Source organism: Pseudomonas sp. KBN10P06128 (genome assembly GCF_037574945.1).
Taxonomy (GTDB): Bacteria; Pseudomonadota; Gammaproteobacteria; order Pseudomonadales; family Pseudomonadaceae; genus Pseudomonas; species Pseudomonas aeruginosa.
In genome coordinates this window covers 1,570,622-1,583,471 of record NZ_JBBELR010000001.1, presented here as the reverse complement: position 1 = coordinate 1,583,471, position 12,850 = coordinate 1,570,622, and the positions used below count along the sequence as shown (strand labels likewise).

Below are 12,850 nucleotides of genomic sequence, written 5' to 3'. Positions count from 1 at the left end.
GTAGATCGTTGATTTCATTGACTTTCCTGTTCACTTTCAAATCTGCGATTCGTGGCGTCAAACCGTGGTCGGTTTCATCCATTGGTGCCAGTTATCGATGCATTTGGCCGCGAAGGCAGGATTTGGTCAGCATAGCGGTCAACCGGGAAGCGAAACACACCCCGCAAGTTGATGCTCTCCAGCCTGGTGGGCGCAATCTTCCCGATCAGTTCCGGTGGAATGACCTGGCGGCGGTTCGACCAGCGATCCAGGACCGCCTGCATCTGTGAGGTATTCCACGCCATCACGATGTTGGCCATCAGGCTCAACGCATCGGCCACAGCCTGCATTTCATCGACACGTTTGGCCTGCGCCGGGCTGATCCGGCCGGTATAAATGGCGCGCTTGAGGGCGTTAACAGCCTCGCCCCGATTGAGCACCCGGCGCAACTCGTTCCTGAAAGCGTCCTTGACAAAGTAGTCAGCCAAAAACGCCGTACGCAGCAACCGCCCCAATTGCACGCCAGCCTCATAGATTGGATCGCCCTGGGCGGCAGAACCGAACCGCGCAAGAGCTGCCACCGCACTGGCATGTCCGCTCATGACCGAGGCTGCCAGGTGCACCAGACTATCCCAATGCTTTTCGATCAAAGCGACGTCGACATTGGCTTCGCACACCGCAGCGATTTCTGCGGGCACTTTGGTGCCGCGTGGCACAAAGAGGTGGCGCTGTTTGAGTTCCTTCAACCGCGGGCAAAGATCAAAACCAAGCAAACGGGCATGTGACATGGCAAAGTCGGTGTAGCCATGGGTATCCACAGCAAGCTGGCTGGTCTCCAGCTTTTCTTGGCGGATGACACCTTCAATGGCCACGCCCGCCTGGCGCTCATTGAGCACAAAGGGCTGCGCATGGAAGATGCCCCACCGGTCTTTTACATGGGAGTAGATTCCAATGGAAGGTGTGTTGCGCCGAGGATCAAGCCGGGCTTGCCACACCCGTTTGGTGGTCTCCATGCTCATCATGTCAGAAGATGCCAAATCGGACCGCCCCCAGGTGGCGGCAATCGGGTGTCGCTGCATGAATTCCAGCACAGCCTGGCAGGCCTGGCTCAGACGCCGTTCGTCCCGCGCCCAGCGCATGGCCTGGCGAATGCTGGTGGCAGACAATTGCGGAATCATGCGCGCGCATTCGACCGCAGTCAGACTGGTGCCGTGGGCCATGATGCCGGCATAGACCATCAGCAGCTCGTCGGTAGAGCGCGGCTCACGTCCGAGCATGATCCAGCTAAAGCGCACCTGGGCGTCAACGGCCAGAATCACTTCCGGCAATTGAACCTCACCGATGCGGTGATCCAAAGCCGCGCGCAGCTTGGTCACTTCTGGGTCTTCGTCCTCTGCGGGCAATGGCGACAAATGGAGTTCATCATCCACGCGCAGTACGCCACTGCGGGCTGCAGCGGCCACCGCATCGACACCGGCAGTTACTCTGGCCAGCAAAGGCTTCAAGAAAGTGGCAGCCTTGCTGGGTAACGATAGACGGGCATAGTGTTTCTTGGACTCTGCCTGCCAACGCTCGTCCGTGAAGAACAAGCGCGCACGACCCCGAAAGCTCAGGCTGTGCTCAATCCAGACCGAGCCATTGCGCACCGCGCGGCGCAGGGCAAACAGGGTGGCCACCTCCAACGCCTGAAACGCCCGTTCCCGGTCTGGGCTGGAGATCGAAACCTGCCAGATCATTCCCAGACTTGGTGCCACCACTTCAACTGGCAGCTTTCTGGATCCTTTGAGATATAAAGCTTGCAGCTTGGCAAGGTACTCGATGGCAGGATGCTCGCCGGTGGCCTGCCAGGGCAGCTTTGCAATGGCGACGAGCAACGACCGCACGGGGCGAATTCCATCAATCAATCCCTCGCGGACCAGGGAGGCCCTGCTCGGTGGTTTGCGTTTCTGGGTTTCGGTGATCAAGGCTTCAAGACGGGCACGCAACTCAGCATCTGGCACCGCACCTTGCGCGCTCAAGGCAACAAGTTCGCCGAGCAGCGTTTTGTACATTGCGGCCCAATTGACGGTAGCGGGGACATCGGCGGCAGCCTGACGCCACAGATCGGCGATCCGGCGCTGCACCATAAGGATCAACTGGTCTGTGGTGGTGAACAGGCAATACCGAAGAAAGCATGCGACCTCCACGGTGCGCGCTGGCTCTTTGATCTTGGCTCCGGCTGAGGGCGGCCTGGAGACAAGTCGGCGCGCGTAGCGGCGCAAGATGAGATCGGGGATGTCTGCCAGGTGCTTATGAACGTCCAGCGTGTAAAGCAGGTCGATGCGCTCCAGTACCTCGCTGATTTGGCGGGTTGAGTGTTTCGCCGGTGCAGCCCATAGCCAACTCTGCTGGGTTTGTCCATCTGGGCGCAGCTCTGAAACTGAGGCTCGCCAGCGATCAAGTGTTGCTGGATCAACGCTGGCGGCGATGGCGGTGCCTGTTTCAACTTCAAGCTGGGCAAGTGCCGCCGCAATCAGTGTCCGAATTGCCCGCTCGTGCACGATCACCAGCTTGTTCTTGTACAGCCATTGACGCGCCCGCACGAGTAGCTGATCGCGGTCGGCGCAGCGCGCCACTTCGTCGCGCAGTTCACGTACCAGTGAGCGGCGCTGGTGCTCGCTCATCCACTGGAATCCAAGGACCGTGCAGGCTACTTGTTGGTGATCGAATAGCGTGCGCCCGCGTTCATACATGGCTCTCAGCGAGGCGACTTCTGGTGCTGCAATGCCAAGCTCGTTGCCAAGGTGGCGCCACAAGGCTACTGGAATTACCCGAAAGGCACCGAGCAAACGCCCACTCATGCGCAGGAAACCAATATGGAGCGCCAGACCAAGCTTGTGGGAATCACCTCGGCGTGCATTGATTGCGTCGCGCTCGGCACCATCGAAGGTGAAAAATGCCTTCATCTCGAAGTCGCTGATATCGCGGGGGAGCCCACGCATCCCCAAAAACGTTGTGTGCCAACCCTGCATCGTGAACCTCAAAAGTGGGAGGCCACCATACCCGTTTACAAAGCGAACAGGAAAGTCAATGAAATCAACGGTCTACCCAGACCACCCCCGCGCCAGTGCTAGCTTTGCGTACCGTCACTTATTGCACTGAAAACGAGGAGACCCCAGCCCGCCATCGTGGTCAACATGCCGGCGGCGTACGCGCCGATGGCAAAGAAACCACCTTGGGCCAGCGAAACCTGCCCCGTGTGCAGCACGCACCAGGCCGACAGCCCCAGCAGTGTGTGCACACCGATGACCTGCGCGAGTCCGAGATAAAAATCCATGGGATGTGTCTTTCAGTCGCGGCCAGCTGGCGGTTTGAAGAGTCCGCCCGGTCGGAACACCAGGAAGGCGAACAGCAGCAGCATCACGTAGATGTCACGCTCGCTCACGCCGCGCCAGTACTGGAACAGGTTCTCGAATCCACCCACCAGCAAGCCGGCCACGATGGCGCCCGGGATGCTGCCCAGCCCGCCGATGACCGTCACCACCAGACCCTTGACCGTGAGCGGCAGCGTGAGCAGGGGCGAGAGCACACCGATGGCGGCCCCGGCCATGGCGCCGGCGGTGCCACCGAGCAGCCCGGCGATGACGAAGGTGCCGAGGTTGGTGGTGGTGATGTTCATCCCGCACAGGCGTGCGGCCGTGCCCTGCTGCGAGACGGCTCGCGTGGCCAGCCCCAGGCGGGTGCGCTTGAGCAGCAGCGTCAGGCCGATCATGGCGGTGCAGCCCAGCACAAAGACAAACAGCAGGTCTCCACGCAGCGAGATCGGACCGATGTCGATGTTGGAGCCCACCCACATGGCCGGGTAGTTCTGGGGCATGCCGGCGGTGGCGTGCACGATGGCTTCCTCGATCAGCAGCAACATGCCCACCGTGGACATCAGCGTGGCCAGCGGCTTGTTGAGCGGCAGAAAGTGAAAGCACACGAGGTAGACCACCGCGCCCAGCACACCCCCCACCAGCGCCGCAGCCACGAACACCAGCGCCGGCGGCGCGCTCTGCACGATGAGCAGGCTCAGGTACGCCGCGCCCACGGACGCCGCTGCGTACGACAGGTTGATTTTGTGCATCACGCCAAAGATGAGCGTGAAGCCGATGCCGATCAGCGCGTAGATGGTGCCGAACAGCACGCCGTCAATCACCGACTGGGTCAGGTCCAACAGGTCGAGGTAGGTCATGTGGCGGATGCGGTGGGTGTGCGATGAGGGCGCCCCGTGCGGGGCGCCTTCGACTCGTATCGGGCAGGGCAGCAGGTCAGGGCTTGTGCGCCACTGTCCAGGCGCCGCCCTTGGCCTGCACGAACAGGAATGGCTTGATCGCCTCCCGGTCGGCGGACCGCTCCACCGGGCCGAGCAGCCCTTGTGTCTGCTTCAGGGAGGCCAGGCCCTGGCGCATCTTCTGGCGGTCTGCCGCGACCGTGTCGGGCTTGCCCATGATCTTTTGTTCTTCAATGATCTTCTTGAGCGTGAAGATGTTTTCCCAGGCCGCCGCGTTGTGCAGGTCCATGTTCGACTTCTTCGCCGCCACCGCCTCGGCGGCCGCCTTGGCCTCGGCCGTCACAGGTGCAAAGCTGGTCGGGATGATGATGCCTTCGGCCTGCTGGGCGCAGCCTTGCAGTGTCTCCATGCTCGATGAGCTGGTCAGGCCGATCACGAGTTTGGGCTTGACACCCTGGCGCTGCATTTCCTTGAGCACACCGCAGGTGGTGAACGGATGGGCCGAGATGGCCACCACATCGGGGTTGGCGCGTTTGATCTCGCGCACCTGGGTGCTGAAGGTGGTGTCGGCCAGCAGCCATTCGCTCTGGCCCATGACCTCCAGGCCCACCTTGCCGGCGTTGTCCTTCATCACGTTGAAGGTGGCGTTGCTGTGGGCAAAGTCTTTCTCGACGCCGCCCCAGAAGGTCTTGAGGTCCTTGCGGGTGGCACCCACCCACTCGAACACCGACTTGTACATGGCCGCTTCGCTGGGCACGTTGCGGAACGACCATTCGGAGATCGAGGCCAGGCCGCCCTTGGCGGCCACGTCGGTGTACAGCGGGAACTGGATGCCGGAGTCGCTGGCATCACCCGCCTTCTTCTGCAGAAGGCCGAACACCGGCTCGGCCACGTTGCTGCAGGTCGGACCCACAGCCACGATGGCGTCGGGTTGAGCCGCGATCCGGCGCAACACGTTGATGCCTTCCTCGGCGTTGCAGCGGTCGTCCAGGTAGTCGATCACCAGCTTGGCCTTGGCGCCATCACCCAGGGTCACGCCACCGGCGGCGTTGATCTGGTCGGCTGCGGCCTGCATGGCGGCCTCGCTCTGGATGCCGAAGATGCGGACCACGCCGCTCTTGGCGCCCATGCCGTAAATCTTGATCGTGCGCTCTTGCGCCTGGGCCGGCGCTGACACGGACGCCAGGGCCACGGTGCAGGCCACGGCGGAAAAAATGGCGGTGAAGCGTTGCATGGTTTGTCTCCTGTGTAGTGATGACCTGGACGGTCTTGGGCCAATGCCGCTGCAGTGTCGGGCCGATGGTGGGTGTTCGCCCATTTCGAAGTGGGCAAAGCAGAGTTAAGCCCGACGCAACGGACGTGTTGCGGGCTCGGCAATGCACGCTTCGAACAAAAGCAATTCCGGCCCGTGACGGCGGTTCCCACAATGACCGCATTGCAGAACACCCGACGGAGACCACACCATGACCACCATCGCCACCATCCACGCCGTGCCCGGCCGGCTCAGCTTTGCGCACACCGGAGCCATCGTGGCCCAGACTCACCGCCACTTCATCGACGGCCAGTGGATCGACTCGCTCGATGCGCGCACCGTGCCGACGCTGGCGCCGGCCACTGGCCAGCTCATCGGCAACCTGGCGCGCGGCGGGCAGCGCGAGATGGACCTGGCGGTGGCCGCTGCGCGCGCCGCGCTGGACGGCCCCTGGGGCCGCATGACCCCCACCGAGCGCGGGCGTCTGCTCATGAAGCTGGCCCAGCGCGTGAGCGACGAGGCCGAGCGGCTGTCCTGGGTGGAGGCTCACGACACCGGCAAACCCATCACCGTGGCGCGCAACGATCTTCAGGCCCTGGTGCGCTATTTCGAGTTCTATGGCGGGGCTGCCGACAAGGTGCATGGCCAGACCATCCCGTTTCTCGCCGGCTACGACGTCAAGCTCGTGCGCGAACCGCACGGCGTCACCGGCCACATCATTCCGTGGAACTACCCGGCCCAGATGTTTGGCCGCACACTGGCACCCGCGCTGGCCATGGGCAATGCCACCGTGCTCAAACCTTCCGAGGAAGCGTGCCTGAGCTGTCTTGAGGTGGCGCAGCTGGCGCACGAGGTGGGGTTTCCGCCCGGCAGCATCAACGTCGTCACGGGCATCGGGCCGGAGGCCGGCGCTGCGCTCTCGGGGCACCGCGGCATCGACTTCATCACCTTCACCGGCTCACCCCAGGCGGGTGAACAGGTGCAAGCGGCTGCAGCAAAAAACTACGTGCCGGTGGTGCTGGAGCTGGGCGGCAAATCGCCCCAGGTGGTGTTTGCCGACGCCGATCTGGAGAAGGCCGCCACCACGGTGGTCAAGGCCATCACCCAGAACACCGGCCAGACCTGCTCCGCGGGCAGTCGGGTGCTGGTGGAGCGCGGCATTTTCGACAGCTTCATGGCACAGGTGAACGCCAAGTTTCGGGCGCTTCGCGTCGGTACGCCGGACCAGGACCCCGATCTGGGACCGGTCATCAACGCACGCCAGCGCGAGCGGGTGCTGCGCTATGTGGAAGAGAACGCCAGCGCAGGGGTGCCCGTGATGGTGCAGACGGCGTTGCCCACCACGCTGCCCCAGGGCGGGCAGTTCGTGGCTCCCACGGTGTTTGGCCCGGTGGATCCGTCCTCGCGGCTGGCCCAGGAGGAAGTCTTTGGTCCGGTGCTCGCCGCCATTCCCTTTGATGACGAGGAAGACGCGGTTCGCATTGCCAACGGCACGGAGTACGGCCTGGTGGCCAGCGTGTGGACACGCGACGGTGATCGCCAGGCGCGCATGGCCAAGCGCATCAAGACCGGGCAGATGTTCATCAATTGCTATGGCGCGGGCGGCGGCATCGAGCTGCCTTTCGGCGGCACCAAACGCAGCGGCCATGGGCGCGAGAAGGGCTTCATTGCCCTCGAAGAGATGAGCACCGTCAAGACCGTGGTCCACCACCACGGCTGAACCATGGAGCGCCCATGAGCGGACAAACGACAGCCAAGCCGCTGGACGGCATCCTTGTGGTGGCCCTGGAGCAGGCGGTGGCCGCGCCCTGGTGCACCAGCCGCCTGGGAGATGCCGGCGCCCGGGTCATCAAGGTTGAGCGCCCCGAGGGTGACTTCGCCCGTGGTTACGACCACGCCGTGCACGGCGAATCGTCGTACTTTGTGTGGATCAACCGGGGGAAGGAGTCGATCGCGCTGGACCTCAAGCGCCCCGCAGAGCTTGAGTTGCTCCAGCGAATGCTGGTGCGCGCCGATGTCTTCATCCAGAACCTGGCGCCCGGCGCCACCACGAGGCTGGGCATCGGCTCCGATGCGCTGCGACAGCGCCACCCGCGCCTGATCACGTGCGACATCTCGGGCTATGGAGACCACGGAAGCCTGCAACTGATGAAGGCCTACGACCTGCTCATCCAGGCCGAGAGTGGTCTGGTCTCCATCAGCGGTGCGCCGGGTGAATGGGGGCGCATCGGGGTGTCGCTGTGCGACATCACCGCCGGCATGAACGCGGTCATCGGCATCCAGCAGGCGCTGCTCATGCGCGAACGCACCAGCCGGGGCTCGGGCATCAAGGTATCGCTGTTCGATTCCGCCGCCGAACTCATGGGCGTGCCGCTCCTGCAGGCGCGCCACGGCGGCAAGGCGCCGGAGCGGGTGGGCCTGAAGCACCCCTCGATTGCACCTTACGGCGCGTTCACCTGTGCCGATGGGCGCGACATCCTGGTGTCCATACAGAACGAACGCGAGTGGGTGGATTTTTGCCGCGAGGTGCTGAAGCGCCCGGACCTGCCCGCCGATCCAAGGTTTCGCACCAACGCGGTACGCGTGGCCAACCGCTCGGTCGTCGACGGGACCGTGGCGGAAGTGTTCGCGGGCATGACGTCCGCGCAGGCCATTGATCGGCTGACCACGGCCAAAACCGCCTTTGGCAGTGTCAATTCGGTACAAGACCTGATCACCCACCCGCAACTGCGCATCCGCCGCATGCGCGTCAACGGCCACATGGCTGAAGTGCCCGCGCTTCCCTGGATCACAGAATGGGATGACGAGCTCTACAAGGACGCACCGGCACTGGATGCACACGGGGCCGCCCTGCGTTCCGAATTTGCGCCTGAAGAAACCGCATCGTTCTCCAAATGACGCGGTGACCGGCGCTCACAGGCGCCTGAAAACAAAAATGCCCCGGTTCACTGGGTGAACCGGGGCATTCGGGTGGTCTGTCGAGACGCCTTGGCAGGCGCTGGGACTCATTTTTGGCGGGAGGGCGTCGTTCACATCATGCTCTGCAGGCCGCATGAAACCTCAATTTTGTGTGGTCTAAGTTTCGAGATACCACCAAAAATACCACCAGGCCAAACGGTCTGGGCTACATGAGCTGTCCGGTCAGTTCAAGTGTGTGCATCTGAGCAGGGTACGTGTGGCGATGAAACATCACACCGTCACGCTTTCCAGGTAGGGCCGCATCACGTTGGCCACGCGGTTGACCGCGGCGTGGTGCCACAGCGCATCGATGGTCAGCTTGCGCTGCGCCCAGCCATCGCGCAGCGCCTCCAACGCCACGTCCATGCCGATCTTGTTGCGGTACTTGAAGCAGTCGGCCACCGTCTTGTTGGCGTTGAAAACCGGGACTCGCACGCCATCGATGTCGATGGGTTCAACACCTTCAGTGAGGGCCGGGCCCGACATGCGCACCACACGCAGCGCCGGCTGGTCCAGTCGGGGTGTGGGTGTGTGCGGAGGGATCGCCAGCCAGACCTCGAACGGCGCCTGGGTGCCAATGCCATGGACGCGCAGCGCCGACAGCAGGCACACGACACCACGCGGCGCCCGCAGCGCTACTTCGGCCAGGGACCGGTGCTCGCTGATTGGACGCCCCGGCAGGCTGTAGACGCCGCGTGCCACCCGTTCCAGCTTGCCTGCAGCGACCAGACGGCTGAGCACCACGGTCGGCAGTGCCTGCGCGGTCAAGTCGCGTGCGCGCAGAAGAGGCTGGCGCTCGGCGAGTGCGAGCACGGCGGATTCCATCGTTGAGTTTTTGCCATGAACCATGCATGCAGTTTGTTGTAAATAATAGTTATTTGTCAACAATTAACTAGTTAAAATAACAAACTCCGGGATTCGGTCGAGAGTCCCGGTTCAGTGCCTATGCAGTGGCGATTCACTCCCTGTTCAGTTTGTGCACTGGCGGGTCACTGGTGGTTCAGATAGTTCAGTTGTCGTGCTCCTGAGTCGACCGTATCGAGGGATTGAGGCCACTTTAGATGCCTCTGCGCCCAAGTTCCGCACTGGATTTACGCCCGAATCCAGCACGTCAGGGTGCTCGATCCGGGGACAGACTGCCTTCATGGATGAGTGCAGAGATAGGCGGTCTGCCGCCAGTTTCACAAGCGCTCCGCGCCCCTCCATTCGTCGGCAATGAACACCTCAACATACGACTTCGTCTCGGTTGAAATGCGCGGCTTGAAGGCCGCGCTGGTGGCTCGTGCGCAGGCGCAACGGGTCAGCGTGTCGGAGCTGGTGCGCAGCGCTGTAGCGCGCGATCTGGGTCTATTAGTGGTCAATGGTGAGACTCAAAGCGAGGAGGTCCCCCAAGGGGCTGAGCACACTGCATACGTCAAGCTTTCGATCCGCATGACCGCCGAGGAGGCAGCTCAACTGGCAGCCGGTGCCAGAGCCGCTGGCCTGTCGCGCGGTGCCTACCTGACCGGTCTAGTGGCCCGCGTACCCGTGTTGACAGGCGGTGCCAGCCGAGTTGAGAACATCGTTGCCTTGAGTGAATCCACCGCAGAACTGGCTACCCTCAGCCGCAACCTCCACCTGCTGAGCACGCTGCTGCGCCGAGGCGAAGACGAGTCCTCCAGGCCGCTGCGCTTGGCGCTCGATTACCTGGCGCACGATGTGCACCAGCACCTCGACCTCGCTTCCATCGCGCTCGCTGACCTGCAGCCGCGCCGCCCCGCCACCTCAGAACCAAGGGGCCGCACACGGCCCGGCAACCGAAGGAGCCAGCCATGAAAGCGCCATCTGGCTAACGGCGCTCGTCTCCGCGAGCGCCAGTCCAAGGTCATTCGTACGGAGCCAACATGTCTCACAACCCCTCGCTCGACGGCATCCTCATCACCTGGGGCGACCGCCTGTTCAATCCAGGCAACCGCATCGTCCAGGTGAAGCCCCAGCCCAGGCTGGGCGCCTCGGGCGTGCACCAGCGTGCCAACGCCATTCGCCAACGCATCCAAGCCACCGTCGTTCGGCGCGCCCCGCAGGTCATGGTGAAAGTCACCGGGGGAGGGCGGAGCATGGCGACCATTGCGGCGCACTTTCGCAACGTCAGCAAAATCGGACGACTGGAGATTGAGGACCAGCGCGGGGAGACCATGCAAGACATGGATAGCCTGCACCACTTGGCCGACGAGTGGCGCTTGGGCGGCGCGCATCCCTGACCATGCCGAGCCAGGCCAGCGGCGCGAGGCTTTCAACATCAGCTGTCGATGCCGCGCGGGAGGTCACGCAGACCGAACAGAAGGACCAATAACCCATGATGGTGCTGCGCGATCTTTTCGCCTACTAGCCAAAACGGAGTAGATAGTTGCCCCCAGCTTCTGAGAGTGAAGTGGTGCAAGGCGATTTCTTCAACACAGACGATTTGTACGGGGCATCAAGCAAGCACAGAGTGGGAATAGCGATCAACCCCAGCGATCCTTCAACCTCGTGACCCGGTTGAACACCACCTTCCCAACCACGCCATGGTCCGCACGGTCGGCCACGAAGTAGCCGTGGCGCTCAAACTGGAATTTCTGGTCCGGCTTGGCCGCAGCCAGTGACGGCTCCACATAGGCCGTCACCACCTTCAGGCTGTCGGGGTTGAGGGCGTCCAGGAAGTTCTTGCCGCCCGCGTCGGGTTGCGGGTCGGTGAACAGGCGGTCGTACAGACGCACTTCGGCTTCTCGGCCGTCGGCCGCGCCCACCCAGGTGATGGCGGCCTTGGCCTTGACGCTGTCAGCGCCGGGCGTGCCGCTCTTGGTGCCGGCGATCACGTTGGCGTGCACTTCGGTCACTTTGCCGTCGGCGTCTTTGGCGCCGACGCCAGTGCATTCGATGACGTAGCCGCCTTTGAGGCGCACCACGTTGCCTGGGAACAGGCGCTTGTAGCCCTTGGGCGGCACTTCTTCAAAGTCTTCGCGTTCGATCCAAACGTCTTTGCCGATCTTGAAGACGCGGTCAGGCGGCGGCGTCTGGCCTTCGGCAATGGTGCTGTGGGGCAGGGCGGGCTGGGTGCAGTCTTCGGTGTAGCCGTCAGAGCCGAACACTTCGGCCCAGTTGGTGAGCACCAGCTTGACGGGGTCAAGCACGGCCATGCCGCGGTGGGCCTTGTTTTCCAGGTCTTCGCGCAGGCAGCCGTCGAGCGTGCTGTAGTCGATCCAGGAATCGCTCTTGGTCACGCCGATGCGTTCGGCAAACAGCTGGATGGCCTCGGGCGTGTAGCCGCGGCGGCGCAGGCCGACGATGGTGGGCATGCGCGGGTCGTCCCAGCCGCTGACTTTCTTCTCGTTCACCAGCTGCGCCAGCTTGCGCTTGCTGGTGATCACGTAGGTCAGGTTCAGGCGCGCAAATTCGTACTGCCGCGGCGGTGGGGCCTTGAGCAGGCCGCCTTCGCACAAACGCTCCAGCAACCAGTCGTAGAACGGGCGCTGGTCTTCAAATTCCAGCGTGGCGATGCTGTGGGTGATCTGCTCCAGCGCGTCCTCGATGGGGTGCGCGAAGGTGTACATGGGGTAGATGCACCAGGCGTCGCCCGTGTTGTGGTGCGTGGCGCGGCGGATGCGGTAGATGGCCGGGTCGCGCATGTTGATGTTGGGCGAGGCCATGTCGATCTTGGCGCGCAGCACGGCGGCGCCGTCGGCCAGTTTGCCGTCGCGCATCTCGCGGAAGCGGGCCAGGTTCTCTTCCGGGCTGCGGGTGCGGAAGGGGCTGTCCACGCCGGGCTTGCCGAAGTCGCCGCGGTTGATGCGCATGTCTTCGGCTGTCTGCTCGTCCACATAGGCGTGGCCGGCGGTGATAAGGTGTTCGGCCGCGCGGTACATGAAGTCGAAGTAGTTCGACGCGTAGTACAGGTGGTCTTCGGTCTTGCCGTTGAAGCTGCTCTGCCAGTTAAAGCCCAGCCACTGCACCGCGTCGAGGATGGAGTCCACGTACTCCTTCTCTTCCTTCTCGGGGTTGGTGTCGTCAAAGCGCATGTGGCAGACGCCGCCGTAGTCGCGCGCCAGGCCGAAGTTCAGGCAGATGCTCTTGGCGTGGCCCACGTGCAGGTAGCCGTTGGGCTCGGGCGGGAAGCGGGTGCGGATCTTGGCCGGGTCGGGCTGGCCAGCGGCGTGGAAGGCGGCATCACCCGGGCCGCCGCCCCACTGGCGCTGGGCGTAGGTGCCGGTGGCGAGGTCTTTCTCGATGACCTGGCGCAGGAAGTTTGACGTCCTGAGCGCCTGGCCCTCAATTTCTGCGGGAGCTTGGTGGTGTCGAGAGATGCTGGACGAAAGGGACGGGGGGGGCATGCAGTCATTCTAAGGAGAGGCGGAAGCTCCAAGATAATCAAGGTCTAACCCACAACAGGTGTC

Annotated in this window: 10 protein-coding genes; 4 read left to right on the top strand and 6 right to left on the bottom strand. The window is 63.2% G+C overall.

The window, feature by feature from the left end; genetic code table 11:
* Positions 1 to 74: 74 nt before the first annotated feature.
* The 4 genes from VQ065_RS07285 to VQ065_RS07270 form a co-directional block, all read right to left on the bottom strand.
* Positions 75 to 2,990, bottom strand: coding sequence for a Tn3-like element IS1071 family transposase (locus VQ065_RS07285; RefSeq protein WP_003049965.1), 2,916 nt, complete (start codon positions 2,988 to 2,990; stop codon positions 75 to 77).
* A gap of 98 nt (positions 2,991 to 3,088) precedes the next feature.
* Complete coding sequence (locus tag VQ065_RS07280; protein ID WP_340080385.1) at positions 3,089 to 3,295, bottom strand: hypothetical protein; 207 nt, start codon at positions 3,293 to 3,295, stop codon at positions 3,089 to 3,091.
* Between the two features lie 12 nt (positions 3,296 to 3,307).
* Positions 3,308 to 4,192, bottom strand: coding sequence for a branched-chain amino acid ABC transporter permease (locus VQ065_RS07275; protein WP_340080384.1), 885 nt, complete (start codon positions 4,190 to 4,192; stop codon positions 3,308 to 3,310).
* Between the two features lie 76 nt (positions 4,193 to 4,268).
* Entirely contained in the window at positions 4,269 to 5,465 is a 1,197-nt protein-coding gene (locus VQ065_RS07270) for an ABC transporter substrate-binding protein (RefSeq protein WP_340080383.1), read from the bottom strand.
* A gap of 229 nt (positions 5,466 to 5,694) precedes the next feature.
* On the opposite strand from VQ065_RS07270, the gene VQ065_RS07265 reads away from it, so the two are divergent.
* On the top strand, positions 5,695 to 7,203 hold the full coding sequence (locus VQ065_RS07265) for an aldehyde dehydrogenase family protein (protein WP_340080382.1): 1,509 nt from the start codon (positions 5,695 to 5,697) through the stop codon (positions 7,201 to 7,203).
* A 14-nt stretch (positions 7,204 to 7,217) separates the two neighbouring features.
* Positions 7,218 to 8,381, top strand: a complete 1,164-nt coding sequence (locus tag VQ065_RS07260; protein WP_340080381.1) for a CaiB/BaiF CoA transferase family protein — start codon at positions 7,218 to 7,220, stop codon at positions 8,379 to 8,381.
* Positions 8,382 to 8,672: 291 nt separating this feature from the next.
* On the opposite strand, the gene VQ065_RS07255 is transcribed toward VQ065_RS07260, so the two are convergent.
* Positions 8,673 to 9,254: a type IV toxin-antitoxin system AbiEi family antitoxin domain-containing protein gene (locus tag VQ065_RS07255; RefSeq protein ID WP_340080380.1), complete on the bottom strand. Its 582-nt coding sequence runs from the start codon at positions 9,252 to 9,254 to the stop codon at positions 8,673 to 8,675.
* Between the two features lie 402 nt (positions 9,255 to 9,656).
* On the opposite strand from VQ065_RS07255, the gene VQ065_RS07250 reads away from it, so the two are divergent.
* Together VQ065_RS07250 and VQ065_RS07245 are read left to right on the top strand one after the other, a co-directional pair.
* The gene (locus tag VQ065_RS07250; protein WP_194774081.1) at positions 9,657 to 10,256 is read left to right on the top strand and encodes a hypothetical protein; all 600 of its coding nucleotides are present in this window, start codon (positions 9,657 to 9,659) and stop codon (positions 10,254 to 10,256) included.
* A 68-nt stretch (positions 10,257 to 10,324) separates the two neighbouring features.
* A complete protein-coding gene (locus VQ065_RS07245; protein ID WP_194774082.1) occupies positions 10,325 to 10,681 on the top strand; it encodes a hypothetical protein in 357 nt (118 codons plus the stop codon).
* Between the two features lie 243 nt (positions 10,682 to 10,924).
* On the opposite strand, the gene VQ065_RS07240 is transcribed toward VQ065_RS07245, so the two are convergent.
* On the bottom strand, positions 10,925 to 12,787 hold the full coding sequence (locus tag VQ065_RS07240) for a glutamine--tRNA ligase/YqeY domain fusion protein (protein WP_228530149.1): 1,863 nt from the start codon (positions 12,785 to 12,787) through the stop codon (positions 10,925 to 10,927).
* Positions 12,788 to 12,850: the final 63 nt, after the last annotated feature.

Excerpts from the sequence above, each read along its gene's own strand:
- VQ065_RS07250 (WP_194774081.1), top strand. The coding sequence starts at position 9,657 with ATGAACACCTCAACATACGACTTCGTCTCGGTTGAAATGCGCGGCTTG.
- VQ065_RS07280 (WP_340080385.1), bottom strand. The coding sequence starts at position 3,295 with ATGGATTTTTATCTCGGACTCGCGCAGGTCATCGGTGTGCACACACTG.
- VQ065_RS07240 (WP_228530149.1), bottom strand. The coding sequence starts at position 12,787 with ATGCCCCCCCCGTCCCTTTCGTCCAGCATCTCTCGACACCACCAAGCT.
- VQ065_RS07270 (WP_340080383.1), bottom strand. The coding sequence starts at position 5,465 with ATGCAACGCTTCACCGCCATTTTTTCCGCCGTGGCCTGCACCGTGGCC.
- VQ065_RS07285 (WP_003049965.1), bottom strand. The coding sequence starts at position 2,990 with ATGCAGGGTTGGCACACAACGTTTTTGGGGATGCGTGGGCTCCCCCGC.
- VQ065_RS07260 (WP_340080381.1), top strand. The coding sequence starts at position 7,218 with ATGAGCGGACAAACGACAGCCAAGCCGCTGGACGGCATCCTTGTGGTG.
- VQ065_RS07245 (WP_194774082.1), top strand. The coding sequence starts at position 10,325 with ATGTCTCACAACCCCTCGCTCGACGGCATCCTCATCACCTGGGGCGAC.
- VQ065_RS07275 (WP_340080384.1), bottom strand. The coding sequence starts at position 4,192 with ATGACCTACCTCGACCTGTTGGACCTGACCCAGTCGGTGATTGACGGC.
- VQ065_RS07265 (WP_340080382.1), top strand. The coding sequence starts at position 5,695 with ATGACCACCATCGCCACCATCCACGCCGTGCCCGGCCGGCTCAGCTTT.